We start from the raw sequence: 25640 nt of genomic DNA, 5'->3' as shown, positions 1-25640 counted from the left end.
AAGGACAAGACAATGAGCGAAACATTCCGCGACAATGAAGCGCAGAGCCGGTTCGAGCTCGCCGTCGATGGCGCCACCGCCTTCGTGGTCTACCGCAAGACGCCGGATACGATCACGCTGGTTCATACCGAGGTGCCGCCGGAGCTCGGCGGCCGCGGCATCGGCTCGAAGCTCGCCCGCGCCACGCTGGATGCGGTGCGCGCGCAGGGCATCAAGCTCGTCGTGAAATGCGAGTTCATCCAGGGCTTCATGAAGGAGCATCCGGAGTACGACGATCTGCTGGGGTGATCGCAGGGCGGGTTGGCAAAGCGTGTCATTTCGTCATGGCCGGGCTTGTCCCGGCCATGACGCGTTTCGTTACGATGCCGCCTGCTCGACCTTGTCCTGCGTCTTCGTTTCGAAATCGCTGGCCTCATGGCGCTCGTGAAGCTGGCTCGACGGCTCGCCCCAGGTGCGGTTGACCATGCGGCCGCGCTTCACCGCGGGCCGTGCCGCGATCGCATCGGTCCAGCGCTGCACGTTCTTGTAGTCCTGCACCGAGAGGAATTCGCCGCCGCCATAGAGCAGACCCTTGGCAAGGCTGCCGTACCAGGGCCACACCGCCATGTCGGCGATGGTGTAGACATCGCCCGCGAGATACTCGTTGTCGGCGAGCCTGCGGTCGAGCACGTCGAGCTGGCGCTTCACCTCCATTGCAAAGCGGTCGATCGCGTATTCGATCTTGGTCGGCGCATAGGCATAGAAATGCCCGAAGCCGCCGCCGAGATAGGGCGCGGCGCCCATCTGCCAGAACAGCCAGGAGAAGGTTTCGGCGCGGGTCTTGACGTCGGTCGGCAGGAACGCGCCGAATTTTTCCGCGAGGTAAACCAGGATCGAGCCCGACTCGAACACCCTGATCGGCTCCTTCCCGCTGCGGTCCATCAGCGCCGGGATCTTCGAATTCGGGTTGACCGCGACGAAGCCGCTGCCGAACTGGTTGCCGTCGATCTTGATCAGCCAGGCGTCGTATTCCGCGCCCTTGTGACCCGCCGCCAGCAGCTCTTCCAGCATCACGGTGACCTTCACGCCGTTCGGCGTCGCCAGCGAGTAGAGTTGCAGCGGATGGCGGCCGACCGGCAGTTCCTTGTCGTGGGTGGGACCCGCGATCGGCCGGTTGATGCTGGCGAAGCGCCCGCCGCTTTCCTTGTTCCAGGTCCAGACTTTCGGCGGCTCATAGGCAGAAATGTCATTCACGTCGTTGGCTCCCGATTCATGTTCTTGCCTGGTGGCGCGGCGGCCGCCGAGCCCATCCCATGTCCGCACTAGATGGTGCGCGGGCTGCACTTTGCCCACCCCGCGCGACCGCATTTTCTATCCAGCGGAATGCACCGCGAGGGATGCAGCCGGAGCAGCGCCTGCACGCAAGATCGCCGTGGCCGAAACCCGCTTGGCTTCGCTGACCGTGATGCGCTAGCGTTGCAGGGGCTGACGCCAACAAGCACAAGAAGCAGCCGCCGGGAGAGAACCAGTCCATGAAATCAACGATCTGCGACATGCTGGGGATAGACTTCCCCCTGCTCGCCTTCAGCCATTGCCGCGACGTGGTGGCGGCGGTCAGCCGCGCCGGCGGTTTCGGCGTGCTCGGCGCGACGGCGCATTCGCCGGAGACGCTGGAGCAGGAGTTGAAGTGGATCGACGCAAATGTCGACGGAAAGCCCTACGGCATCGACGTGCTGATCCCTGAGAACATCTCGACCGCGGGCGAGAAGAACGTCACCTGGAAGAGCCTCGAGGCGCGCGTCTCGCAGGAGCATCGCGACTTCACCCGCAATCTGCTGAAGAAATACGATATCGAGCTGACCAGCCGCAACGTCGCCGACAACCAGCCGCAGCCGTTCGACGCCGAGACCGCGCTGCAACTGCTCGAGGTCTCGTTCCGGCATCCGATCAGGCTGATCGCGAATGCGCTCGGCGTGCCGCCGAAGACGATGATCGAGATGGGCCGCAAGCATGGTGTGCCGGTGGCAGCATTGGTCGGCTCCAAGGAGCACGCGCTGCGCCAGGTCGCGGCCGGCGTCGATATCCTGGTCGCGCAAGGCACCGAGGCCGGCGGCCATTGCGGCGAGGTCTCGACCATGGTGCTGGTGCCCGAGGTGATCAAGGCGGTCAAAAAGATCCGCGACGTGCCGGTGCTCGCCGCCGGCGGTATCATGACCGGCAGCCAGATGGCGGCCTGCATGGCGATGGGCGCGGCCGGCGCGTGGACCGGCTCGGTGTGGCTGGCCACGGTGGAGTCGGAGACCTCGGAGATCTTCCGCGAAAAGATGATCGCGGCCTCGTCGCGCGACGCGGTGCGCTCGAAGGGCCGCACCGGCAAGCCGGCGCGGCAGCTCCGCTCGGTGTGGACCGACGCCTGGGACCGCTCGCCGGAAAGCCCCGGCGCGCTGCCGATGCCGCTGCAAAGCATCATCAGCCGCGACGCCTTCAACGCGATCGACCGCGCTGCTGCGGCCGGCAATGAGAAGGCGCGCGATCTCGTCAGCTATTTCGTCGGCCAGGGTGTCGGCCTGGTCGACAGCGTGAAATCCGCCGGCGCCGTGGTGCAGGAGTTCAAGGAAGAATTTGTCGAGGCCGTCGAGCACATGAACACGCTGGTGGCAGAGTAGAGTACGTGGCCATCCTTCGAGGCTCGCCCAGCGGTGCAAGTGCACCGCAAGGCTCGCACCTCAGGATGACGGTTTGCCTGCAGCCGTCACCCCCGCGCAACGGCGAAGCCGTTGTCGCTGGAGGTGCCGTAGCGCAGCGAAGGCCTCGAAGGGCGACGGCGCGACGAAGAACTAACAACTAAAGTAAGAAGAAATGACCACATCTCACATCCCCGAAGACCGCATTCCCGTCATCGTCGGCGTCGGCGAGATCGTCGATCGTCCAAAGGACATCGCCGCCGGCCTCGAGCCGCTCACCTTGCTGGAAGAAGCGCTGAAGCGAGCCGAGGCGGACAGCGGCGCCAGGCTGCTCTCTGACCTGCAGTCGCTCGACGTCGTCAACTTCCTGAGCTGGCGTTACCGCGATCCCGAGAAGCAGCTGGCGCAGCGGCTCGGCATTCAGCCTTCGCATCTCTATTACGGCCCGGTCGGCGGCGAGAGCCCGATCCGCTATTTGCATGAGGCGGCGCAGCGCATCGCGCGCGGCGAATGCAGCGTTGCCGCGGTCTGCGGCGCGGAGGCGCAGTCGACGGCGACCAAGGCGCAGCGTGCCGGCGTCGAGCTGCCGTGGACGCCGTTCGCGCACGACGTTGAGGAGCCGAAGCGCGGCGCCGCATTCCAGAAACCGATGGCCGTTGCGCTCGGCGTGTTCCGGCCGATCACGGTCTATCCGCTCTATGAATCTGCAACATCGGCGCATTGGGGCCAGACGCCGCGCGAGGCGCTGAGGGAATCGGGCGACCTGTGGTCGACCTATGCGCGCGTTGCCGCCGACAATCCGAACTCGTGGCTGAAGAAGAAGTTTACCGGCGACGAGATCACCACGGCGACGCCCGACAACCGGATGATCGCCTGGCCGTATACAAAACTGATGGTGGCGAACCCGACGGTGAACATGGGCGGCGCGCTGATCCTGACCAGCCTCGCGAAAGCGCGCGCGGCCGGCGTACCGGAGGAAAAGCTGATCTATCCGCTCGGCGGCGCCTCGGCGGAAGAGCCGCGCGACTATCTGATCCGCGATCAGTTCGTCGAAAGCCACGCGCAGACCGCGGTGCTGAAGGCGGTGATGGATCTCGTCGGCGGCGATGGGAAAAAGTTCGACGCGATTGAGCTCTACAGCTGCTTCCCCTGCGTGCCGAAGATGGCGCGCCGGACGCTCGGCCTTGGGCCCGACGTGCAGCCGACCGTGACCGGCGGCCTCACGTTCTTCGGCGCACCGCTCAATACCTACATGACGCATTCGGCCTGCGCGATGGTGCGCAAATTGAGAAGCAGTGGCACGCTCGGCCTGCTCTACGGTCAGGGCGGCTTCGTCACCAAGCATCATGGCCTCGTGCTGTCGCGCGCGGCGCCGAACGTCGCGCTCAAGCAGGACACGTCCGTGCAGGCGGACGCCGACCGCAACAGGCGCAACGTGCCCGACTTCACCGCGGAGGCTGCGGGAAAAGGCAAGGTCGAGGCCTTCACCGTGATCTATCGCGCCAATGGCGAGGTCGAGCATGGCGTCACCATGCTGCGCACCGAGGACGGCCGCCGCACGCTAGGCCGCATCCCGGCGAGCGACACGGCAACGCTGGCCTATCTGCAGGACATGGACCGCACGCCGGTCGGTACCACCGGCAACATCGTCACCGCCGACGATGGCATGCTGGAATGGCGGGTGGGGTAACAATTCCTGCCACGCCGCAAAATCCGCCGTCATCCTGAGGTGCGAGCGGAGCGAGCCTCGAAGGATGGGCTGCGAACACCCGTCGTGATCCCATCCTGAGGCGCAAGGGCGCGCACCTCAGGATGACGGCAGAGCAAGCGGCTTGAGGTGAGAGGCAGGAACGAACTTACCCGTCCTCCCCTACCCTTTCACGTCCTGTTTCTCGGACGCCGTGGTCGGCTTGCCCTTGGCGCCGGCACCGGTGACGCGGACATGGTCGCCGTCGGCGAGTCCGTCCGGCGGGGCGGTGATGATGCGGTCGTCGGGCGCGAGACCGGTGGCGATCTCGATCTCCTTGCCGAGGTCGCGGCTGATCTTCACGGTCTTGAACAGCACCTTGTCGTCAGGACCGACGGTTGCGACCCGCAGGCCGCTGCTGTTGAAGATCAGCGCGCTGGCGGGAATGCTGAGCGGCGTGGATTCTCGCTGCAGGTTCAGCTTCACGCTGGCATAGCTGCCCGGCATCAATTCGCCGGAGGAATTGTCGAGCCCGAGCTGCATTCGCGTCGTGCCGGAGGCGACATCGACCGCCTGCGAGGAGGCTTCCACCGTCGCCTGGAAGGTGCGGTTCGGGTAATCCGGCAGCGCCAGCGTGGCCTTGGCACCGATCTTGATCGCCGGGACGTAATTCTGCGGCACGTTGACATAGACGCGCAGCTTGGTGATGTCCGAGATCGTGAACATCGCCGGGCCCGAGTTACCGCCGGCGTTGATCAGCGCGCCGACGTCGGTGTCGCGCGAGGTCACCACGCCGTCGAACGGCGCCGTGATCTTCTTGTAACCGGCGAGCGCTTCCAGCCGCTCGACATTGGCCTGGCCGGCCTTGACCGCACCGTTCTTGTTGGAAAGGTCGGCGGTGCGCTCGTCGATCTCCTGGGCGGAGACGAAGTTCGAGGCCACCAGCGTCTTGCGCCGGTTCAGCGTGGCCTCGGAGAGCTTGGCCGAGGCCTGGGCGCTGGCGAGATCGGCGCGCGCCTGCAGCAATTGCTGGTCGAGGTCGGGCGCCTCGATCTCGGCGATCACCTGGCCGGCCTTGACGCGGGCGCCGATGTCGGCGTCCCAGTTCTTCAGATAGCCGGACACCCGGGCATAGATCGGCGCGCGGGAATAGGCCTCGAGCCGGCCCGGCAGGTCGATCGTGGGGCTCAGCGCCTTGGCATTGGGCAGCGCCACCGCGACGGTCGGAATGGCCTGGTCATCGGTCCATTCCTTCAGCCGTGTGTCCTGTTCCTCACGGGCGCGGATCCCGGTGCCGACGATCAGGCCTGCGCCGACCAGGGCCACCACGCCGAAGATGCCCAGCTTCCGGCGTGAGACCGGGGGGCGCTGTTCAGTGGGCGGCATGCGGAATCTCCGATGAGGCGGCGGCTTTGGCGCCTTGCTTCTTGTGTACCATACTGAATACCACGGGAACAAACATCAGGGTCGCGAAGGTGGCGAAGATCAGGCCGCCGATCACGGCCCGGCCCAGGGGCGCGTTCTGCTCGCCGCCCTCGCCCAGCCCCAGCGCCATCGGCGCCATGCCGATGATCATGGCAAGTGCGGTCATCAGCACCGGGCGGAACCGGACGAAGCCGGCCTCCAGGGCCGCCACGACGGGATCTCCGAGTTCCTCATAGCGCTCGCGGGCGAAGCTGATCACGAGCACGCTGTTGGCGGTCGCGACACCCATGCACATGATGGCGCCGGTGAGCGCCGGAACCGACAGCGTGGTCTCCGTCGTGAACAGCATCCAGACTATGCCGGCGAGCGCTGCGGGCAGCGCCGTGATGATCACGAACGGGTCCGACCAGGACTGGAAGTTCACGACGATCAGGAAGTAGATCAGCACGACCGCGCCGAGCAGGCCGAACAAGAGGCCGGTGAAGGCCGAGTTCATGGTCTGCACCTGGCCGAGCAGTACCACGGACGAGCCCTTCGGCACCTCCTTGGCGGTGTCGGCGATCAGCTTGCGCACGTCGGTCGCGACGCTGCCGAGATCGCGGCCTTGCGTCGTGGCGTAGATCTGCACCAGCGACTGGATGTCATACTGCGACACCACCGCGCTCGAGGTCGCGCGCTTGATGTCGGCGATGCCGCCGAGGATCGGCGCCTGGGTGTTGCCGGTCGCGGTGATCGGCAGGGTCTGCAGCGCGCTCAGCGAGTCGATCTGGTATTGCGGCGTCTGCATCACGATCGAATACGACACGCCGTTATCGGGATTGAGATAATACGTCGGCGCCACCTGCGAGGAGCCGGCGAGGTTGACCACCAGCGAGTTGGTGACGTCGCGCTCGGTCAGGCCGACATATTGCGCGCGGGTGCGGTCGACATCGATGTTGAAGGTCGGGTTGTTCGGTGACTGCTGGATCCGCGCATCGGCGATGCCGGGGATGCGCTTGATCCCGGCCAGCAGCTTGTTGGCATAGGCGAAGTTGGCATCGAGATTGGCGCCGCGGATCTGCAAATCGATCGGCGCCGGCGCGCCGAAGTTCAGGATCTGGCTGACGATGTCGGCCGGCAGGAACGCGAAGCTGGTGCCCGGGAACAGCCGCGGCAATTGCTCGCGCAGCGTGCGGACATGCTCCTCGGTCGGCTTGTGGCCTTCCTTCAGGCGGATCTGGATGTCGCCGTCCTGCGGACCGATCACGCCGGTGTTGTTGTAGGTCATGTTGATGCCGGAGATCGGCATGCCGATGTTGTCGGTCATGGTCTCGATCTCGCCGGGCACCAGCTTGCGGATCGCCTTCTGGATGTCGGCGAGCTGGTTGGCGGTCTCCTCGACGCGGGTGCCGACCTGGGTGCGGACATGCATCAGGATGTTGCCGGCGTCGACCGACGGGAAGAAGTTGCGCCCGAGGAACGGCACCAAGAGGAACGACGCCGCGACCACCGCGAGGAAGCCGGTCACGAACACCGTGCGGTGGCCGAGCGCCATCGCGAGCAGGCCGCGATAGCCGCTGCGGATGCGCTCGAACCGCGCCTCGAAGCCGCGCTGGAACCAGACCAGGGGATTGCGCGACTTCGGCGGCGCGCCCTCATGATGCACATGCGCCTGCAGCAAATAGTTCGCCATGGTCGGCACCAGCGTGCGCGACAGGATGAAGGACCAGATCATCGCGAACATCACCGCTTCGGCCATCGGCACGAACAGGAAGCGGGCCACGCCGGTGAGGAAGAACATCGGCACGAACACGATGCAGATGCAGAGCAGCGAGACGAAGGCCGGCGCCACGATCTGGTTGGCGCCGTCGAGGATCGACTGCTCGACCGGTTTGCCCTGCTCGAGGTGATAATTGATGTTCTCGATCGTCACCGTGGCGTCGTCGACCAGGATGCCGACCGCGAGCGCGAGGCCGCCGAGCGTCATGATGTTCAGCGTCTCGCCGATCAGGGACAGCATGATGATGGCCCCGAGCACCGACAGCGGGATCGACACCGCGATGATGACGGTCGAGCGCCAGCTGCCGAGGAACAAGAGGATCATGATGCTGGTGAGCAGCGCGGCGATCACGCCCTCGAAGGCGACGCCGGTGATCGCACCGCGGACGAACACCGACTGGTCGCCGATGAAGCCGATCTTGAGCGCATCCGGCATCTGGTCCTTGACCTCGATCACCTTCTGCTTGATGCCGGAGATGATATCGAGCGTCGAGGTGGCGCCGGCCTTCAGCACCATCATCAAGACCGAGCGGTTGCCGTCGACATGGACGATGTTGGTTTGTGGCGGGTTGCCGTCGCGCACCGAGGCGACGTCACGCACATAGACCATCGCGCCGTTGACCTGCTTGATCGGCAGGTCGCCGAGCTCCTCGAGCCGCAGCGGCGAGTTGTTGAGGTTGATGGTGTATTCGAAATTGCCGATCTTCTGCGTGCCGACCGGGGTGATCAGGTTCTGTGCGGCGAGCGCGTTGGCAACGTCCTGGCCCGACAGGCCGCGCGCCTGCAGCGCAGTCGAATTGAGGTCGATCTGGACCTGGCGCTGTTTGCCGCCGAACGGATACGGGATCGCAGCACCGGGCACCGTGACCAGCGGCGTGCGCAGCTGGTTGATGCCGATATCGGCGAGGTTCTGCTCGGTCAGGCCCTCGCCCGACAGCGCGACCTGGATGATCGGAACCGTCGAGGCGCTGTAGTTCAGGATCAGCGGCGGCGTCGCGCCCGGCGGCATCTGCTTGAGCAGGGTCTGCGAGATCGCGGTGACCTGCGCATTGGCGGTGCGGATGTCGACGTTGGGCTGGAAGAAGATCTTGATGATGCCGACGCCGTTGTAGGAATTGGCGACGATGTGCTCGATGTCGTTGACGGTAGTGGTCAGCGCGCGCTGGAACGGCGTGGTGATGCGGCCGGACATCTGGTCCGGCGGCAGGCCGGTGTACTGCCAGACCACACCGATCACGGGGATACGGATGTCCGGGAAGATGTCGGTCGGCGTGCGCAACGCCGCCAGCGGTCCGATAATCAGCAGCAGGATCGCGAGCACGACGAAAGTATATGGCCGGCTCAGCGCGATACGGACCAGTGCGATCATAAAACAAGCATTCCCGAAATGAAGCCCGCCCAGGCAGAGGAATCGACATTGCAAAAGTCGTTCCGCAGCGGCCGATTTACCCGATGGCGGGCAAAACGCCAACCCGCGGAGCCGCGGCGGCTTTCACTTCCTCGGCATAGTGCGTGAGGCTGCGCGCTCCGATCGGCCATGCCGGGCGCTGTGCCGCCGATCGCGCGCGGATCGTCGTCAAAAAGAGACGGCTCTGCTGCGAATGCCAGCCGGCTGAGGACGCTATTTCGGCCGACGCGAGGTTAACGCATCGCTGCTCTGCGAAAATGTAAAACGTGGTGGGCCGGGTCAGCCCACCACGTCGGCATCGGTTACGCGAAGGATGGCGGCCGCCCGAGCGGCGCCGCCGGATCAGGCGGCGCGGACGGCGTCGAGGAACTTGCTGACCTCGACCTTGAGGCGGCTGCTGTCGCCCGAGAGCGATTGGGCCGCCGACAGCACCTGGCTCGACGCCGAGCCGGTTTCGTTGGCGCCATGCTGGACGTCGGTGATGTTGGCCGAGACCTGCTGGGTACCCTGCGCCGCCTGCTGCACGTTGCGGGAGATTTCCTGCGTCGCCGCGCCCTGCTCTTCGACCGCGGCGGCAATGGTAGACGAGATCTCCGACAGCCGTTCGATGGTCGAGGAGATTTCCTTGATCGCGCCGACCGACTCCTGGGTCGCGGTCTGGATGCCGGAGATCTGCTGGCCGATCTCGCCGGTCGCCTTGGCGGTCTGCTCGGCCAGCGCCTTCACCTCGGACGCCACCACGGCGAAGCCGCGGCCGGCCTCGCCGGCGCGCGCCGCCTCGATGGTGGCGTTCAGCGCCAGCAGATTGGTCTGGCCGGCGATGGTGTTGATCAGTTCGACGACGTCGCCGATCCGCGCGGCGGCCTTCGACAGCTCGCTCACGCGATCGTTGGTGGTGCGCGCCTGGCCGACGGCATCGCCGGCCATCCGTGCCGACTCCTGGACCTGGCGGCTGATCTCGGTCACCGACGACGACAGCTCCTCGGTCGCCGACGCCACCGACTGGACATTGGTCGAGGCCTCCTCGGACGCCGCGGCAACCGACGTGGTCAGCTCCTGCGAACGCCGGGCGGTCGACGACAGCGTGCCGGCGGAGGCTTCGAGCTGGGTCGAGGCCGACGACACGGTCTGCACGATCTCGCCGATCATCTGTTCGAAATTGCGGGTGATGGTATCGACCCGGCGGCCGCGCTCGATCTTGGCTTCGGCGTCGGCAGCCGCGGCTTCATCGGCCGCCTTCTTGGCGACCAGGGCTTCCTTGAACACCTGCAGCGTATCGGCCATCGCGCCGATCTCGGTCTTCTCGCCCTGATGCGGCACGTTTGCGGTCAGGTCGCCGCGGCCCAGCGCCTGCATCGGGCTCACGATCGAGGCGATGCCGGCCGAGACGTCGCGGATCATCAGGAAGCTGACGGCGACGCCGACGATGATGGCGGCGCCAAGGATCATCGCAAGCAGCATGACGGCAGACGCGTAGCTGTTTGCCGCCTCCTGCGCCGCCTTGTCGGCGCCGGCATTGTTGAGCTCGATGTCCTTGCGCAGGATCTCGTCGGCCTCGAGGCCGATCTTGTTCACGGTCTTGGCGTTCAGCTCATGCGCTTCGTGCTGGGTCTTGCCGACATCCCTGCGCGACAGCGCCATCACCTCCTCGGTGCCCTTCTTGTAGCGGGTCCAGGCATCGACCCATTGATTGTAGAGCGCGCGCTCGTCGGGGGACGCGATCAGCGGCTCATAGATCGCGCGGACCTTGGTATTGGCTTCGACCACGGTCGCAAGGGTCTTTTCCTGCGCGAGCTTGTCCTCCAGCGTCTCGGACAGCATGTGTTCGCGGATCACGTTGCGATAGGTGATGACGCCGGCGCGCAGGTCGCCGAGCGCACGCACGCTCGGCAGCCAGCTTGTCGTGATGTCGACGGTGTTGGCATTGATCGACCGTAAATTCACGACCGCGAGCAGGCCCATGCCGGTCATCGCGACAAGCAGGAACGCAACCACGGCAATAATCTTGGCGCGGATCGAGAATTTGGCGAACATCGTGGGGTCTCTTGGATATCGGGCTCGCGAAGCCCGATCGAATGGCTGGGGGCGCGGCGGGACGCCGCAGACATCAAAGCCAGCCCCCCTCCTTAAGTAAGGTTAATTTGGTCCCCCGTTGAACTACTGAGACGCTGTTCGACGCCGTGGCATGATGCGCGCCAGCCGCATCACGGCATCAATGCCAGCGCATCCGAGAAAAACTCCGGCCCGCCGAAATTGCCTGATTTCAGGGCAAGCACCATCTCGCCTCGCCCGGCGCCGACCGCTCGCAGAACCGGCACGCCGGCGGCGATTTCCGCACCGACCAGGAATCCCGGGATGCGCAGGCGATCGACCACGGCGCCCGAAGTTTCACCACCGGCGACCACCAGCCTGTGCACGCCCGACTGCACCAGACCATCCGCGATGTCGGCCATCGCTTGCTCGATGGCATGCCCGGCCGCATCGCGACCATGACGGGATTGCACAGCTGCCACCTCATCCGGGGTCGAGCTGCTCGCAATCAGGATCGGCCCCGCCCCGAGCCGGTCTCTGGCCCAGGCGAGCGCGCGCTGCGCCTCTTCCTTGCCGGCGACCACCCGCTCGGGATCGAGGTGCAGGACCGGCATCACCTTCTCGGCGTTGGCGATCTGGCGCAAGGTCGCCTGCGAGCAACTGCCGGCAAGGCACGCCGCCGCGCCGCCGACCGGCGTCGCCAGCATTGCATCCGCGGTGTCCGGTTTGGCCTTGCTCGCGGCGACCAGCGCCCGCGCCAGGCCAAGCCCGATCCCGGAAGCGCCGACCGAAAGACGGTGATCCAGCGCGACCTGCCCGATGGTCTCGAGGTCGCGGTCGAACACCGCATCGACGATGGCGGCGCCGATGCCGCTTTGCGTGAGCTCGGCGAGCTTTGCCCGGACGGCGTCCGCGCCACGGCTCAGCGTCGCCAGATCGACGAGGCCGACCTTGGTCGTGCTTTGCCGCGCCAGCACGCGAACCAGATTGGAATCATGCATCGGGTTGAGCGGATGGTCCTTCAGCGGGCTCTCGTTCAGCGGCACCGAGCCGACGAACAGATTGCCCTGGTAGACGGTGCGGCCGGTCTCCGGGAATGCCGGCGTCACCAGCACGATGGCATCCCTGGAATCGGCGCGCAGCGCGTCCATCACGGGGCCGATATTGCCGGCATCGGTTGAATCGAAGGTCGAGCAGATCTTGAACAGGATATGTTTGGCGCCGCGGCCGCGCAGCCAGGCCTCCGCTGCGCGCGAACGCGTCACGGCGAGGCCGGCCTCGATCGAGCGGCTCTTCAGCGACACCACGACGGCGTCGACCTCAGGCAACGCGAGATCGTCCGCGGGCACGCCGATGGTCTGCACCGTGCGCAGGCCGGCGCGGGTCAGCGTATTGGCGAGATCGGAGGCGCCGGTATAGTCGTCGGCGATGCAACCGAGAGACAGCTTTCCGGCTCGCGTCACGGCTTCACTCCGGCATAGGGCTTGAACCAGGCGAGACCGTCGGTGGTCTTGCCGCGCGGATTGTATTCGCAGCCGACGAAGCCGCCATAGCCGAGCCGGTCGAGCTCGCCGAACAGGAACGGATAGTTCAGCTCCTCGCCATCAGGCTCGTTGCGCGAGGGGATCGACGCAATCTGGATGTGGCCGATGATCGGGATCATTTCGCGCAGCCGCATGGTGACGTCGCCATGGATGATCTGGCAGTGGTAGATATCGAATTGCAGCTTCAGGTTCGCGATACCAAGCTCGCTGATCAGATCGCGCGCGAAGATGAAGTCGTTGAGGAAATAGCCGGGCACGTTGCGCGGATTGATCGGCTCGATCACGAGGTCGAGGCCGTGCGGCGCGAAGAACTCCGCGGCATGGGCGACCGATTTGCGAAACGCGGCGACCGCCCTGGCATCGCTGCGGTCGGCTATTCCCGCCATCAGATGCACCCGCTTGACGCCGGTCGCCTGCACATAGGGCAGCGCGGTCTTCAGGCTTTGCTGGAGGTCGGCGAAGCGGTCCGGTAGCGCGGCAAACCCCTTCTCGCCGGCGCTCCAGTCGCCCGGCGGCAAGTTGAACAGCGCCTGCGTCAGCCCATTGCCTTTCAGCCGCTTGCCGACCTCCTCGGCCGGATGGTCGTAAGGAAACAGGAACTCGACCGCGGTGAAGCCCGCTTTCGCCGCCGCCTCGAAGCGGTCGAGAAACGGGACCTCGTTGAACATCATGGTGAGGTTGGCGGCAAAACGGGGCATTGCAGAATCCTCTTATTTCTCGCCTGGAAGCTTGGTGCCGGTAACCTGCGCATACATCCGCGCCACCGACGCATCGTCGTCGCGGCCCATGCCGGCGGCCGCGGTCATCAGGAACATCTGCAAGGCGGCGGCAGCGACCGGCACCGGGAAGCGTGCATTGCGCGCCATGTCCTGGATGATGCCGAGGTCTTTCACAAAAATTTCCACCGCGCTGCGCGGTGCATAGTCGCCGTCGAGCACATGCGGCATGCGATTCTCGAACATCCACGAATTGCCGGCGGAAGCGGTGATCACCTCATAGACCTTGCGGATGTCGAGGCCCTGCTTGGCGGCAAAGGCGATCGCCTCGGAGGCGGCCGCGATATGCACGCCGGCCAGCAGCTGGTTGATCATCTTGAACGCGGCGCCCTGCCCGGCGGCATCGCCGAGCTCGTAGAGTTTTGCCGCCATCGCATCCAGCGCCGGCCGCGCCTTCGCAAACGCCGCCGCGCTGCCGGAGGCGAGAATTGTCAATTCGCCCTGCGCCGCCCGCTGCGCGCCGCCGGAGATCGGGGCATCGAGATAGTGCCGCCCGGTCGCTTCGAGCTGTTTTGCGAGGCGCCGCGCGATATCGGGGTCCATGGTCGCCGAGGAGATGAAGACCGCATCCTTCGCCAAGGTCTCGGCGACGCCGTCCTTGCCGAACAGGATCCCTTCAGTCTGCGCGGCGTTGACGACGACGCTGACGACGATGTCGGCATCCTTGGCCGCCTCGGCCGGCGACCTGGCGCCCTTGCCGCCGTCGGCGACGAAGCGCGCCACCGCATCGGCCGACACGTCGCAGCCGGTCACCTCGAAACCGGCCCGCCTGAGCGAGGTCGCCATGCCGTATCCCATCGAGCCCAGCCCGATGACGGCGACACGTGATGTTGCGGAACTGGACATGTGGCGATCCCTGAACATTTTTAGTTGTTTGAGCGTGACCTTTTCGGAAAACCGGCTGCCACTTTGCGCCAGCGCGGCCTTCCGGGCCCGGTTCACACTCGTTGCTGCTTGCCTATCACGGCTTGGCCGCGCTGCCAAAGCATGAGACAAAGCGGAAAACGGATAGCGCCAAAGCTGGCGCCGCGAGCGAAACCGGATGAACGAAACAAAGCTTCGTGAGGACATCTGCCGCTTCGGGCGTTCGCTGTTCGAGCGCGGCCTGACGCCGGGGTCCTCGGGCAATATCAGCGTCCGGCTCGACGACGGCGGTTGGCTCGTGACGCCGACCAACGCCTCGCTCGGCTTCCTCGATCCGGCGAAAATGTCACGGCTCGACGGCAACGGCCGACTGGTCTCCGGCGACGCCCCGACCAAGGAAGTGCCGCTGCATACCGCGCTCTACCAGACGCGCACCTCCGCCGGCGCCGTGGTGCACCTGCACTCGACCCATTCGGTCGCGCTCTCGATGCTGCCGGAGATCGACCCGCGCGCCGCGCTGCCGCCGATGACGGCCTATTACGTCATGAAGTGCGGCCAGACCGCGCTGGTGCCCTATTATCGCCCCGGCGATCCCGCCGTTGCCGACGCGATCCGGGGGCTGGCCGGGAAATATTCATCGGTGCTGCTCGCCAATCATGGGCCCGTGGTGTCGGGCGATACGCTGGAAGCGGCGGTGTTCGCGACCGAGGAGCTCGAGGAAACCGCAAAGCTCTACCTGCTGCTGCGCGGGCTGAACCCGCGCTATTTGTCGCCCGACCAGGTGGCGGATTTGACCAGGACGTTCGGGCTCGTGCTGCCGGATCACCCTCACTAGATCAAGCGGAGGATCGATATGCGGAAGACAGTCATGATGAGGTTCACAGGCTTGGCGTTAGCGGCACCGTTTGCCGTCGGCCTTGCGGCGTCGGACGGACGGACCGAAGAGACCTTGCAAGGCATGCTGGCAACCCAGCTGCGCGCGCAGGGCTATCCTTGCGACAAGCCGCTCAAGGCCGAGAGGGACGACAAGCTCTCGAAGCCCGACAACGAGGCCTGGACGCTGACATGCAGCAACGCGACCTATCGCGTCAGCCGCGTGCCGGACCTCGCCGCCAAGGTCGAGAAGATCGACGAGGGCAAGTAGGCTGCGTGGGCTGGATCAGTAGCCCGCATGAGCGCATCGATATGCGGGACGCCCCGGATGTCGCTGCGCTCATCCGGGCTACGGGCTGGATAGCGCGCACCACATACACTGGCGTCATCCCCGCGCAAAGGCGAAGCCTTTGTCGCTGGAGGTGCGTGCGTGGAGATATTCCGTCGCTACAGCCCCAGATACGCCTTGCGCACATCCGGATTGCCGCTGATCTCGGCGGCGGTGCCCTGCATCAGCACACGGCCGGTCTGCAGGATGTAGGCGCGGTCGGCGATCTCGAGGCACTCGGCCATGCGCTGCTCGACGATCAGGACCGTCATGCCGGCGTCGCGGATGCGCTTCACGGCCTGGAAGATCTCGTCGACCAGTTTCGGCATGATGCCCTGCGACGGTTCGTCGAGCATCAGAAGCCGCGGCCGCGTCATCAGCGCGCGGCCGATCGCGAGCATCTGCTGCTCGCCGCCGGACAGCGTCTCGGCGCGCTGGTCGAGCCGTTCGCCAAGTCGCGGGAACAGCTTGAACACCAGATCGAGCGGCGCGTCGCGGTCAGACTGGCTGCGGTAGAGATAGCTGCCGAGCCGCAGATTGTCGCGCACCGACAGCCGCGGAAACAGCCGGCGGTTCTCCGGCACGTAGGCGATGCCGCTTGATGTGATGACGTGCTGCGGCTGGCCGTCGATACGCTTGCCGTCGAAGGTGACGGTTCCTGCGCGCGGCCGCTCGGCACCGGCGATCGATTTCAAGAGCGTCGACTTGCCCGCGCCGTTAGCGCCGGCGACGCAGACGATCTCGCCCTTGGTGACGTCGATCGACACCGAGGAGATCGCGACCAGGCCCTGATAGGCGGTGGTGACTTCACGCACCGACAGCATGACGATCCCCGAGATAGGCAGAAATGACTTCCGGATTGCGGACGACCTCGGTCGGCTTGCCCTCGACCAGCACCTTGCCGAGATTGAGCACGATGGCGCGATCGACCAGCGGCATCACGATCTCCATCACGTGCTCGACCATCAGCACGGTGACGCCGGTGGCGCGGACCTTGCGCACCAGTTCGACGCCGGTCTGTGCCTCGACCGGCGTCAGCCCGGTGAGAACTTCGTCAAGCAGCAGCAGCTTCGGCTCGGTCGCGAGCGCGCGGGCGACCTCCAGCCGGCGCTTCTCCGACGGGACGAGGTCGGCGGCAAGCTTGTCGGCGCGCGCGGCAAGGCCGCAGAACTCCAGCACCTCATAGGCCTTCTGCCGCGCGATGCGCATCTTGGTGTTGCGGATCAGCCCGCCGACGATGACGTTGTCGATCACGGTCATGGTCTCAAAACTCTTGACCACCTGGAAGGTGCGCCCGACGCCGCGCTGGCAGCGTTCCGCCGCCGGCAGCTTTGTCACGTCCTCGCCGTCGAAGATGATCGAGCCCTGGGTCGGCGGCAGCACGCCCGCGATCAGGTTGAACAGCGTCGACTTGCCGGCGCCGTTCGGGCCGATCAGGCCGACGATCTCGCCGCGCCCGACCGAAATCGAGACGTCGCTGTTGGCGACGAGGCCGCCGAAGCGCTGCCAAACTCCGCGCGTTTCCAGCAGCGCCGTCATCGTGCGGCTCCCTTGCGCAGGGAGAACACGCTGACCAGGCCGCGCGGCAGCGCCAGCGAGATCACGACAATCAGCGTGCCGTAGACGATGAGGTCGACGCCGCGCCCGGAGCCGCCGATGAACGAGCGCGTCAGCTCGGTGAGCGGGATCAGGATGACGGCGCCGAGCACCGGCCCCCACAGCGTGCCAATGCCGCCAAGCACCGCGGGCAGCGCCATCAGCAGCGAGAACTGGAAGCCCATCACGCTCTCAGGATCGATGTAGGCGACGAACTGGGCGTAGAAGCTGCCGCCGACCGCAACGAGGAAGGCCGAGACCGCCGCCGCGCCCATCTTGGAATTGAACACGACCACGCCGAGGCTTTCGGCCGCGTCCGGGTTGTCCTTCACCGCGCGCCACCAATAGCCCCATTTGGAATCCTCCAGCCACCAGGTGACGAACCAGGCGACGCAGGCCAGCGCCAGCGCGAAATAGAAGTAAGGCAGCTTCGAGCGGGTGAACTGGAATTTCAGCCAGCTGTCGCCGCGCACCGGGATGTCGATGCCGAGCGCGGCGCCGGCCCAGTCCCAGTTCTGGATCAGCAGCAGCGCGATCTCGGCGATCACGATGGTCGCGATCACGAAATAATGCCCGCGCAGGCGGAAGCAGGGATAGCCGAGCGCCATCGCGATCAAGGCGGAGATCGCCCCGCCGGCCAGCATGCCGAACCAGGGCAGCACGCCGAACTTGGTGAACAGGAGCGCGGTGGTATAGGCGCCGAGCCCGAAATACAGCGCATGGCCGAGCGAGATCTGGCCGCAATAGCCGGACAGGATGTTCCAGCTCTGCGACAGCGCCGCATACATCAGCGTCAGCACCATGATGTTCTGGACGTAGACGTCCTTGACGAACAGCGGCACCAGCGCGGCGATCACCGCGAGGCAGGCCGCCACGATCAGGTCACGCCTGCGGCGTTGGGCGAACTGGGTGTCCATCACATCGATCCGAACAGGCCACGCGGGCGGATGAAGACGACCAGCAGGTAAACGGCGTAGATGCCGACCGATTTCAGCGACGGCGGCAGGATCAGCGCGGTGGTCGCCTCCACCAGGCCGACGATGATGCCGCCGGCAAAGGCGCCGAACACGCTGCCGAAGCCGCCGAGCGCCACCGTGACGTAGGCGATCAGGGCAAACGACGCGCCGACATCGGGATAGACGTAGAAGAAGATCGCCATGATGGCGCCGGCCAGGCCGACCAGCGCCGCACCGAGGCCCCAGCCGAGCGCGAACACCCGGTTCTTGTCGATGCCGACCAGCGCCACCGCGCCGGCATCCTCGCGCGTCGCCTCGAGCGCGCGGCCGAAATCGGTGCGATTGATGAAGAAGTAGAGCGCGACGAAGGCCGCGATCGACAGCATCGCGCCGATCAGCTGCGGCTCCGGCAGATAGATGCCGGCGATCGACACCGTCTTGCCGCCGACCCAGGAGTTGGTGACGCTGCGGTAGTCGGGCGTGAAGAAGAACTGGGCGAGGCCCCGCATCACGATCGCCAGCCCGAACGTCGAGAAGATCTGCACCATGCCGGCATTGGCCTTGGCGCGCATCGCGAAGCGGACGATCAACAGATAGACCACCGCGCCGAACACGAACAGCGCCGCGGCGACCAGCGGCGCCGAAAGCAAGGGATCGATCGCGAAGAACGCGAACAGGAAGAAGGTCGCGTACATCGCGATCATCAGGAATTCGCCGTGCGCGAAATTCACGACGTCCATCAATCCGAAGATCAATGCGAGGCCTGCGGCGATCAGTCCGTAGAGCAGCCCCATCAACAGGCCGCTCGCCAAACTCTGGATAATGGTCTCGGCTGTCACCGCCGTCTGTCCCCTCAATAGCGTTTTCGAGCGAAGTAAATCGGTTCGCGCTGGAAAAACGCGTCGCAACAAGAATCCAGAGCTCCGTTCCGATACAATCGGAACGGACGCTCTGGCGCCCGACCGATCAGCTGTTCATCGGCCAGATCGCCTCGGAGACGGCGGCCTGTTCCGGGAAGATCGTCACGAAGTTCTTCGCGGAGTACTGCAACAGCACCGGATCTGCGAAGTTGTTCTGCCCCATCTCGTCGAACTTGACGCGCCGCCACGGCATGATGGTCTGATCGCCCGGCATGTCGGTGGCGACCAGCGCCTCGCGGATCTTCTCACCGTCGGTCGACTTGGCGCGGTTGATGGCGTCGGCCATCACGATCAGGCCCATGAACTGGCGCGACGAATAGTCGTTGAAGTCCTTGCCGGACTTGGCGCGGTACATCTCGTTGATCAGACCGACCATCGGACGCTTCTGCGCCAGGTCGAGCGAGAAGCTGCCGCGCGAGATCACGCCCTCGAGCTTGTCGCCGACCGCGTCGTAGGTCGCCTTCTCGGAGAAGCCGGCGTCCTGCGCCATAATGTTCTTCGGCTTGTAGCCGAGCTCGGCCATGGTCTTGACCAGGAGGATCGCGTCGGTGGTGTAGCTCGACGGCATCAGCACGTCGGCATTCGCCGCCTTGAGCTGCTGCACCTCGGCGGTCAGCGACGGCGAGTTGGCGCGGTACTTGATGTCGGCCACGATCTTGTAGCCGCGCTCGCCGGCGAGCTTGGTCTGCGCGTTCGCCGAATCGGTGCCGAAGATGGTGTCCTCGTGGAACAGCGCCAGCGTTTCGATCTTCTGGCCCTTCTTCTTCATCGCATCGAAGAAGTCGAACATCGCGGTCGAGAACATCTCGTCATGCGGCGAGGCGCGGAAATAGTATTTCAGGCCGCGGCGATGCAGACTCGGCGAGGAATTGTCGGCCGAGAGGAACGGAACGCCGTAACGCTCGCAGATCTGGCTGACGGTGACGGCGACTGCGCTCTGATAGGTGCCGATCACGGCGCAGACCTTCTCCTGCGTGATCAGGCGCTCGGCTTCGGCGCGGCCCTTCTGCGGATCGGCCTGGTGGTCGGCGAACACGAGCTTGACCTTGGCGCCGCCGAGGCCGGAGAGGCCCTCGCCCTTGGCGAGCGGCAATGCGAAATCATAATTCTTGTTGATGATGTCTGCCGCGGTCTCGAACGCGCGCTGCGCGTCGACGCCGATCTGGGCGCTGGCGCCCGACAGCGGATAGATCACGCCGATTGCCACTTCACTGGTCTGCGCGCGCGCGGCCATCGGACCGAGCGCCGCGGCGGCAGTGGCACCCAGCAACACGTTACGGCGAGAGATCGTCATCGAAATTTCCCCTTGGTCAGCTTGTTATCATCGATGTGACGCTTGTAGCGCGCAGTAAAGCCTCAATGAATTGCACGAATTGCCTATTCAGAGCACAGCGAGCTGCTTGTTCCTGAGATCGGTCACCAGCATCAGGCCCGGCGAATGGGTGATCGCGAACGGCAGCTTCGCACTTGCGATCACCGATTGCGGCGTCACGCCACAGGCCCAGAACACCGGGATCTCGTCATCGCCGACCGGTACCGCATCGCCGTAATCGGGCTTGGCGATATCCTTGATGCCGATCGCATGCGGATGGCCGAGATGGACCGGCGCGCCATGCACCGACGGAAAGCGCGAGGTGATCTGCACCGCGCGGATCGCATCCGCCGGCTTGAACGGGCGCATCGACACCACCATGGGTCCCGCGAACGGACCCGACGGGCTGCAGGCGATATTGGTCCGGTACATTGGCACACGCAGATTGCGTTCAATGTGACGGATCGGCAGGCCCTCATCCAGCAGCGCCTCCTCGAACGAGTAGGAGCAGCCGAGCACGAAGGTGACGAGATCGTCGCGCCAGTATTTGGTTATGTCGGTCGGCTCGTCCGCCACCTCGCCGTCACGCCAGACCCGGTAGCGCGGCACGTCGGTGCGGATGTCGAGGTCGAGGCCAAGCGAGGGAATGCGGGGGTCGCCGACGTCGGACATGCCGATGATCGGGCACGGCTTCGGATTGAGCTGGCAGAAGCGGTGGAACGCGCCGGCGAGCTTTTCCGGCAGGATCGCGAGATTGCCCTGGACGAAGCCGTTGGCGAGACCGGCTGTGGTGGCCGAGGCCATGCCGTCACGGCAGGCGCGGCGCGCTTCGACGCTCGCCAGCACCGGCTCCCCCTGAGATCGCTGCACTGCCGCAAAAACAGTCATGGGATTCTCCTGCCCATAATCTCGACAAGGACAAACCAACACCAAGCGTGATATAATGTCTAATCGTCCTTTCTAATCAAAATCGATAAAGCAGATTTATCGATCGGGAAAATGCTTCCAATGACGGACTTCCGCTCGATCGAGACATTCCTTTGGGTCGTCAAGCTCGGCAGCTTCCGCGGCGCCGCCCAGCGGCTCAACACCACCCAGCCGGCGATCTCCCAGCGCATTGCCCAACTCGAGCGCGAAATGGGCGTCAAGCTGCTCAACCGCGACCACCGGGTGGCCTCGCCGACCCCGAGTGGACGGCTGATGATGATCTATGCCGAGAAGCTGATCGGCCTGCGTTCAGAGATGATGGCCGAGGTCGGCGACCGCTCGGCGATGCGCGGCGCGCTGCGGCTCGGTGTCGCGGAGACCATCGTGCACACCTGGCTGCCGCGCCTCGTCAAGAGCGTCAACGAGATCTACCCGAACCTGTCGCTGGAGATCGAGGTCGACATCACGCCCAATCTGACCGCGCGGCTGCTGGCGCAGGAGATCGAGCTCGCCTTCGTGCTTGGGCCGGTCTCGGCGTCCGGCGCGCACAACCATGTGCTGTGCGATTATCCGATCGGTTTCCTGGCGAGCCCGGCGCTCGGCCTCGGCGACGGCCCCGTGGCGCGGCAGGATCTGGCGCGGTTTCCGATCATCACCTTTCCGCGCAAGACCCAGCCCTACGAGACCGTGCGCGCGCTGTTCAACGCCCCCGATCTGCCGCCGATCCGGCTGCACGCCTCGACCTCGCTCGCGACCGTGATCCACATGGCCAATGAAGGGCTTGGCATCGCGGTGATCCCGGCGGCGATCGTCGAGAACGAGCTTGCCGACGGACGGCTGCAACTGCTCGACACCGACCTCAAGCTGCCGCCCCTCACCTTCACCGCGAGTTGGCTCGCCTCGCCCGATGCGGTCGCCATCGAGCGCGTCGCCAATCTCGCCCGGCAGATCGCGCAGGCGAGCGTGGCGGTTGACGGCGCGAGAGTGGCGCGTCATGAAAAAACGATCGCGTAAAGGGAAGAGCCGCAATGAGCCGAGCCGCCACCAACCTGCAGATCGATTCCGCCCGCCTCTGGGGCACCATCCACGAAACCGCACAGTTCGGTGCAACGCCCAAGGGCGGTGTGCGGCGGCTGACCCTGGGCGCCGAAGACAAGCAGGTGCGCGACTGGTTCCGAAAGGCATGCGAGGACGCCGGCCTTGAGGTTCAGGTCGACGCGCTCGGCTCGATGTTCGGCTTGCGGAAAGGACGGGATATGTCGAAGCCGCCGATCGGCGTCGGCTCGCATCTCGACACCCAGCCGACCGGCGGCAAATATGACGGCATCCTCGGCACGCTGGCCGCGCTCGAAGTGGTGCGCACGCTCAACGATGCCGGGATCGAGACCGAGCTGCCGATCTGCATCTGCAACTGGACCAATGAGGAAGGCTCGCGCTTTGCGCCGGCGATGATGGCCTCGGCCGCCTATGTCGGCGACTTCACCACGGACGACATCCTGTCGCGCAAGGACGCCGAGGGCGTCACGGTGGCGCAGGCGCTGGACACGATCGGTTATCGCGGCGACGCCCCGGTCGGCCGCCAGAAGTTCACCAGCTTCGTCGAGCTGCATATCGAGCAGGGGCCGATCCTGGAAGCCGAGAACAAGACCATCGGCGTGGTCGATTCCGGCCAGGGCGTGTTGTGGTACGACGGCAAGATCACCGGCTTCGAGAGCCACGCCGGCTCGACTCCGATGCCGCTGCGCCGCGATGCGCTGGCGACGCTGTCCGAGATCGTGCTGGTGATGGAGAGCATCGCGAAGAAGCACGGCCCGAAGGCAGTCGGCACCATCGGCGAGGCCGTGATCGCCGCCCCCTCGCGCAACGTCATCCCCGGCGAGATCGCCTTCACGGTGGATTGCCGCAGCGCCGACGCCGCGATCATGGATGCGCTGGATCGCGACCTGCGTGCCGCCGTGAGCGAGATCGCAGCAAAGCGCAAGGTCGAGGTGCAGCTTGATCTCGTCTGGCGCAAGGCGCCGACGCATTTCGATCCCAAGCTGGTCGACGCGGTCGAGAACGCGGCCAAGCAGCTCGGCTATTCGCACCGCCGCATCACCTCCGGCGCCGGCCACGACGCCTGCAACCTCAACACGGTGATGCCGGCAGCAATGGTGTTCGTGCCCTGCAAGGACGGCATCAGCCATAACGAGCTGGAAGATGCCAAGCAGACCGATTGCGCCGCCGGCGCCAACGTCCTGATGCATACGGTGCTGGCGCTCGCCGGCGTCGCGTCCTGATCTTCCCTTCTCTCCTCGATGGAGGCTTTCGTGCGCGCAGTGTTTGTCGACGCCAATGAATCGCTCGCTGTCATCACGGAGCGCCTGGAAAAATCAGGCGATCCCAGGATGCGGATCAACCGCAACCCCGACATCAAGTCCGAGGACTATCCGGCGGTGCTCGACGGCGCCGAGATCGCGGTGGTCGACCACACCGCGCTGCCGACCGATGTTGCGAAGAAGTGCGCCGGCCTGAAGCACGTCGTGTTCCTCGGCACCGGCGCGCGCAGCTACATGAACCCGGAAGAGCTCGCCGAGCTCGGCATTTCCGTGCACCTGATCAAGGGCTATGGCGACACCGCGGTCGCGGAATCGGCGATCGCGCTGATGTGGTCGTCGGCGCGCGTGATCGCGCAGATGGACCGCGAGATGCGCGCCGGCAACTGGCTGCGCGAGGACGGCATGCAACTCACCGGCAAGACGCTCGGCCTCGTCGGCTTCGGCGGCATCGCCGCCGAGGTCGCCCGCATCGCGCTCGGCAGCGGCATGAAGGTGATCGCCTGGAACCGGTCGCCCAAGAACCATCCGGGCGTCGAATTCGTCGAGTTCGACACCGTGCTGGCGAGCAGCGACGTGGTCTCGATCCATCTGCTGCTCAACGACGAGACCCGCGGCCTGATCACGCGCGACAAGATCGCGAAGATGAAAAAGGGCGTGGTGCTGATCAACACCGCGCGCGGCGCGATCGTCGACGAGCAGGCGATGATCGATGCGCTCAATTCGGGCCACATCCGCCACGCCGGCCTCGACGTCTACAACATCGAGCCGCTACCGAAGGATCACCCGTTGACGAAGATCCCGAACGTGACGCTGTCGGCGCACTCCGCATTCCGCACGCCCGAGGCGAGCGAGAATTTGATCCACGCGGCGTGGGAGCATTGCCGCAGGATCGTGAAGGGGTAGACCGTAGGGCGGGTTAGCGAAGCGTAACCCGCCGACTTTGTGCAATGGAAAGAAATGGTGGATTACGCCTTCGGCTAACCTACCCTACCCGCTACTCCACTGTCGTCCCGGCCAAGCGAAGCGCGAGCCGAGACCCATAACCACCGCTGCGCATTGTCACGAAGGCCGGGGCCACGACCCGCCACAATAACGAGACCCTGTGGTTATGGGTCCCTGCTTTCGCAGGGACGACGATGTGGCTGACGGCGTCGCCTAATCCACCATCTCCGCGACGGCCTTGCCGCACGCCGTGGTGTCGGCATTGCCGCCGAGATCGCGGGTGCGCAGCGTGCGTTCGCCGAGCGTGCGCTCGATCGCGCCGACGATGGCGCTAGCTGCCTGCTTCTCGCCGAGATGCTCCAGCATCATCGCGCCCGACCAGATCATGCCGATCGGGTTGGCAATGCCCTGCCCGGCAATGTCAGGCGCCGAGCCATGCACCGGCTCGAACACCGAGGGAAAATCGCCTTCCGGATTGATGTTGCCCGACGGCGCGATGCCGATCGTGCCGGTGCAGGCCGGGCCGAGATCGGAAAGAATGTCCCCGAACAGATTGGAGCCGACCACGACGTCGAACCAGTCCGGATGCAGCACGAAGTTCGCGGTCAGGATGTCGATGTGGTACTTGTCCCACTTCACGCCGGGATATTTCTTGGCCATCGCCTCCACGCGTTCGTCCCAGTAGGGCATGGTGATGGAGATGCCGTTCGACTTGGTCGCCGAGGTCAGATGCTTCTTCGGCCGCGACTGCGCCAGATCGAACGCGAATTTCAGGATGCGGTCGACGCCGGTGCGGGTCATCACGGTCTGCTGCGTGACGAATTCGCGGTCGGTGTCCGGGAACATGCGGCCGCCGACGGAAGAATATTCGCCCTCGGTGTTCTCGCGCACCACCCAGAAATCGATGTCGCCGGGCTTGCGGTTCGCCAGCGGCGACGGCACGCCGGGCATCAGCCGCACCGGGCGCAGGTTGACGTACTGGTCGAACTCGCGGCGGAATTTTATGAGCGACCCCCACAGCGAGATATGATCCGGGATCTTGGCCGGCCAGCCGACCGCGCCGAAATAGATCGCATCATGCTTGCCGATCTTGTCCTTCCAGTCGGCCGGCATCATCTCGCCGTGCTTCTCGTAATAGTCGTAGGAGGCGAAGTCGAAATGGTCGAACTTCACGTCGACGCCGTGCTTCTTCGCCGCCGTCTCGATGACGCGCAGGCCCTCCGGCATCACTTCCTTGCCGATGCCGTCACCGGGAATGACCGCAATCCGATACTGCTTTTTTGCGCTGCTCATCGAGAACACCCTTGTGATT

At 65.3% G+C, this 25640-nt stretch carries 22 protein-coding genes; 8 read left to right on the top strand and 14 right to left on the bottom strand.

The annotated features are described in order from the left end of the window. Positions 1-12 precede the first annotated feature (12 nt). Positions 13-288: a GNAT family N-acetyltransferase gene (locus tag AC1VNY_RS33370; RefSeq protein ID WP_482408362.1), complete on the top strand. Its 276-nt coding sequence runs from the start codon at positions 13-15 to the stop codon at positions 286-288. Positions 289-357: 69 nt separating this feature from the next. On the opposite strand, the gene yghU is transcribed toward AC1VNY_RS33370, so the two are convergent. Beyond that, positions 358-1233 (bottom strand): glutathione-dependent disulfide-bond oxidoreductase, encoded by an 876-nt coding sequence (gene yghU, locus AC1VNY_RS33365; protein ID WP_411781436.1) that lies wholly within the window; start codon positions 1231-1233, stop codon positions 358-360. A gap of 278 nt (positions 1234-1511) precedes the next feature. On the opposite strand from yghU, the gene AC1VNY_RS33360 reads away from it, so the two are divergent. Together AC1VNY_RS33360 and AC1VNY_RS33355 are read left to right on the top strand one after the other, a co-directional pair. Beyond that, the gene (locus AC1VNY_RS33360; RefSeq protein ID WP_482408361.1) at positions 1512-2645 is read left to right on the top strand and encodes a nitronate monooxygenase; all 1134 of its coding nucleotides are present in this window, start codon (positions 1512-1514) and stop codon (positions 2643-2645) included. A gap of 193 nt (positions 2646-2838) precedes the next feature. Then, positions 2839-4353 (top strand): acetyl-CoA acetyltransferase, encoded by a 1515-nt coding sequence (locus AC1VNY_RS33355; protein ID WP_482408360.1) that lies wholly within the window; start codon positions 2839-2841, stop codon positions 4351-4353. Positions 4354-4533: 180 nt separating this feature from the next. On the opposite strand, the gene AC1VNY_RS33350 is transcribed toward AC1VNY_RS33355, so the two are convergent. The 6 genes from AC1VNY_RS33350 to ltnD all read right to left on the bottom strand — a co-directional run bounded on the left by AC1VNY_RS33350 (position 4534) and on the right by ltnD (position 14363). Next, entirely contained in the window at positions 4534-5736 is a 1203-nt protein-coding gene (locus tag AC1VNY_RS33350) for an efflux RND transporter periplasmic adaptor subunit (protein ID WP_482408359.1), read from the bottom strand. After that, positions 5723-8902: an efflux RND transporter permease subunit gene (locus AC1VNY_RS33345; RefSeq protein ID WP_482408358.1), complete on the bottom strand. Its 3180-nt coding sequence runs from the start codon at positions 8900-8902 to the stop codon at positions 5723-5725. The genes AC1VNY_RS33350 and AC1VNY_RS33345 overlap by 14 nt, the downstream gene beginning before the upstream one ends. A gap of 381 nt (positions 8903-9283) precedes the next feature. Next, positions 9284-10975 (bottom strand): methyl-accepting chemotaxis protein, encoded by a 1692-nt coding sequence (locus AC1VNY_RS33340; RefSeq protein WP_482408357.1) that lies wholly within the window; start codon positions 10973-10975, stop codon positions 9284-9286. Positions 10976-11145: 170 nt separating this feature from the next. Then, positions 11146-12435, bottom strand: coding sequence for a 3-oxo-tetronate kinase (gene otnK / locus AC1VNY_RS33335; RefSeq protein WP_482408356.1), 1290 nt, complete (start codon positions 12433-12435; stop codon positions 11146-11148). Further along, positions 12432-13214, bottom strand: a complete 783-nt coding sequence (gene otnI / locus AC1VNY_RS33330; RefSeq protein ID WP_482408355.1) for a 2-oxo-tetronate isomerase — start codon at positions 13212-13214, stop codon at positions 12432-12434. Before otnI ends, otnK begins: the two co-directional genes overlap by 4 nt. Positions 13215-13226: 12 nt before the next feature. Beyond that, entirely contained in the window at positions 13227-14363 is a 1137-nt protein-coding gene (gene ltnD / locus AC1VNY_RS33325; protein WP_482408354.1) for an L-threonate dehydrogenase, read from the bottom strand. Between ltnD and otnC the strand changes: the two genes are divergently transcribed. Together otnC and AC1VNY_RS33315 are read left to right on the top strand one after the other, a co-directional pair. Further along, complete coding sequence (otnC, locus tag AC1VNY_RS33320; RefSeq protein WP_092083287.1) at positions 14335-14991, top strand: 3-oxo-tetronate 4-phosphate decarboxylase; 657 nt, start codon at positions 14335-14337, stop codon at positions 14989-14991. The two genes, ltnD and otnC, sit on opposite strands and share 29 nt — an antisense overlap. A 33-nt stretch (positions 14992-15024) precedes the next feature. Next, complete coding sequence (locus tag AC1VNY_RS33315) at positions 15025-15300, top strand: hypothetical protein (protein WP_081334999.1); 276 nt, start codon at positions 15025-15027, stop codon at positions 15298-15300. 176 nt (positions 15301-15476) lie between these two features. On the opposite strand, the gene AC1VNY_RS33310 is transcribed toward AC1VNY_RS33315, so the two are convergent. The 6 genes from AC1VNY_RS33310 to AC1VNY_RS33285 all read right to left on the bottom strand — a co-directional run bounded on the left by AC1VNY_RS33310 (position 15477) and on the right by AC1VNY_RS33285 (position 21029). Continuing rightward, positions 15477-16181 carry an ABC transporter ATP-binding protein gene (locus AC1VNY_RS33310; RefSeq protein ID WP_018270525.1) on the bottom strand — a complete coding sequence of 235 codons (705 nt, stop codon included), beginning with the start codon at positions 16179-16181 and terminating at the stop codon, positions 15477-15479. Beyond that, positions 16165-16896 carry an ABC transporter ATP-binding protein gene (locus AC1VNY_RS33305; RefSeq protein WP_482408353.1) on the bottom strand — a complete coding sequence of 244 codons (732 nt, stop codon included), beginning with the start codon at positions 16894-16896 and terminating at the stop codon, positions 16165-16167. The genes AC1VNY_RS33310 and AC1VNY_RS33305 overlap by 17 nt, the downstream gene beginning before the upstream one ends. Then, complete coding sequence (locus AC1VNY_RS33300; RefSeq protein WP_482408352.1) at positions 16893-17870, bottom strand: branched-chain amino acid ABC transporter permease; 978 nt, start codon at positions 17868-17870, stop codon at positions 16893-16895. Before AC1VNY_RS33300 ends, AC1VNY_RS33305 begins: the two co-directional genes overlap by 4 nt. Further along, the gene (locus AC1VNY_RS33295; protein WP_026192487.1) at positions 17870-18748 is read right to left on the bottom strand and encodes a branched-chain amino acid ABC transporter permease; all 879 of its coding nucleotides are present in this window, start codon (positions 18746-18748) and stop codon (positions 17870-17872) included. The genes AC1VNY_RS33300 and AC1VNY_RS33295 overlap by 1 nt, the downstream gene beginning before the upstream one ends. 127 nt (positions 18749-18875) lie before the next feature. After that, on the bottom strand, positions 18876-20123 hold the full coding sequence (locus tag AC1VNY_RS33290; RefSeq protein WP_141339423.1) for an ABC transporter substrate-binding protein: 1248 nt from the start codon (positions 20121-20123) through the stop codon (positions 18876-18878). An 87-nt stretch (positions 20124-20210) separates the two neighbouring features. Continuing rightward, positions 20211-21029: a putative hydro-lyase gene (locus AC1VNY_RS33285; protein WP_482408351.1), complete on the bottom strand. Its 819-nt coding sequence runs from the start codon at positions 21027-21029 to the stop codon at positions 20211-20213. Positions 21030-21149: 120 nt separating this feature from the next. Here AC1VNY_RS33285 and AC1VNY_RS33280 point away from each other — a divergent pair, with 120 nt between their 5' ends. From AC1VNY_RS33280 to AC1VNY_RS33270, 3 genes are read left to right on the top strand one after another with little or no spacing between them, the layout of a single operon-like run. Further along, entirely contained in the window at positions 21150-22082 is a 933-nt protein-coding gene (locus AC1VNY_RS33280; RefSeq protein ID WP_038387987.1) for a LysR family transcriptional regulator, read from the top strand. A 14-nt stretch (positions 22083-22096) separates the two neighbouring features. Beyond that, entirely contained in the window at positions 22097-23347 is a 1251-nt protein-coding gene (locus AC1VNY_RS33275) for an allantoate amidohydrolase (protein WP_482408350.1), read from the top strand. A 30-nt stretch (positions 23348-23377) separates the two neighbouring features. Continuing rightward, positions 23378-24289, top strand: coding sequence for an NAD(P)-dependent oxidoreductase (locus AC1VNY_RS33270; RefSeq protein WP_482408349.1), 912 nt, complete (start codon positions 23378-23380; stop codon positions 24287-24289). 252 nt (positions 24290-24541) lie between these two features. On the opposite strand, the gene AC1VNY_RS33265 is transcribed toward AC1VNY_RS33270, so the two are convergent. Then, on the bottom strand, positions 24542-25621 hold the full coding sequence (locus tag AC1VNY_RS33265) for a tartrate dehydrogenase (protein WP_028338768.1): 1080 nt from the start codon (positions 25619-25621) through the stop codon (positions 24542-24544). Positions 25622-25640 lie beyond the last annotated feature (19 nt).

The organism is Bradyrhizobium ferriligni (assembly GCF_056837965.1).
This window is presented reverse-complemented; position numbering and strand designations above follow the sequence as displayed.

Bases quoted from the DNA above. Each gene is read 5' to 3' on its own strand.
- AC1VNY_RS33370 (WP_482408362.1), top strand. From the start codon at position 13: ATGAGCGAAACATTCCGCGACAATGAAGCGCAGAGCCGGTTCGAGCTC.
- AC1VNY_RS33360 (WP_482408361.1), top strand. From the start codon at position 1,512: ATGAAATCAACGATCTGCGACATGCTGGGGATAGACTTCCCCCTGCTC.
- AC1VNY_RS33355 (WP_482408360.1), top strand. From the start codon at position 2,839: ATGACCACATCTCACATCCCCGAAGACCGCATTCCCGTCATCGTCGGC.
- AC1VNY_RS33350 (WP_482408359.1), bottom strand. From the start codon at position 5,736: ATGCCGCCCACTGAACAGCGCCCCCCGGTCTCACGCCGGAAGCTGGGC.
- AC1VNY_RS33345 (WP_482408358.1), bottom strand. From the start codon at position 8,902: ATGATCGCACTGGTCCGTATCGCGCTGAGCCGGCCATATACTTTCGTC.
- AC1VNY_RS33340 (WP_482408357.1), bottom strand. From the start codon at position 10,975: ATGTTCGCCAAATTCTCGATCCGCGCCAAGATTATTGCCGTGGTTGCG.
- otnI (WP_482408355.1), bottom strand. From the start codon at position 13,214: ATGCCCCGTTTTGCCGCCAACCTCACCATGATGTTCAACGAGGTCCCG.
- otnC (WP_092083287.1), top strand. From the start codon at position 14,335: ATGAACGAAACAAAGCTTCGTGAGGACATCTGCCGCTTCGGGCGTTCG.
- ltnD (WP_482408354.1), bottom strand. From the start codon at position 14,363: ATGTCCTCACGAAGCTTTGTTTCGTTCATCCGGTTTCGCTCGCGGCGC.
- AC1VNY_RS33315 (WP_081334999.1), top strand. From the start codon at position 15,025: ATGATGAGGTTCACAGGCTTGGCGTTAGCGGCACCGTTTGCCGTCGGC.
- AC1VNY_RS33310 (WP_018270525.1), bottom strand. From the start codon at position 16,181: ATGCTGTCGGTGCGTGAAGTCACCACCGCCTATCAGGGCCTGGTCGCG.
- AC1VNY_RS33305 (WP_482408353.1), bottom strand. From the start codon at position 16,896: ATGACGGCGCTGCTGGAAACGCGCGGAGTTTGGCAGCGCTTCGGCGGC.
- AC1VNY_RS33300 (WP_482408352.1), bottom strand. From the start codon at position 17,870: ATGGACACCCAGTTCGCCCAACGCCGCAGGCGTGACCTGATCGTGGCG.
- AC1VNY_RS33290 (WP_141339423.1), bottom strand. From the start codon at position 20,123: ATGACGATCTCTCGCCGTAACGTGTTGCTGGGTGCCACTGCCGCCGCG.
- AC1VNY_RS33285 (WP_482408351.1), bottom strand. From the start codon at position 21,029: ATGACTGTTTTTGCGGCAGTGCAGCGATCTCAGGGGGAGCCGGTGCTG.
- AC1VNY_RS33280 (WP_038387987.1), top strand. From the start codon at position 21,150: ATGACGGACTTCCGCTCGATCGAGACATTCCTTTGGGTCGTCAAGCTC.
- AC1VNY_RS33275 (WP_482408350.1), top strand. From the start codon at position 22,097: ATGAGCCGAGCCGCCACCAACCTGCAGATCGATTCCGCCCGCCTCTGG.
- AC1VNY_RS33265 (WP_028338768.1), bottom strand. From the start codon at position 25,621: ATGAGCAGCGCAAAAAAGCAGTATCGGATTGCGGTCATTCCCGGTGAC.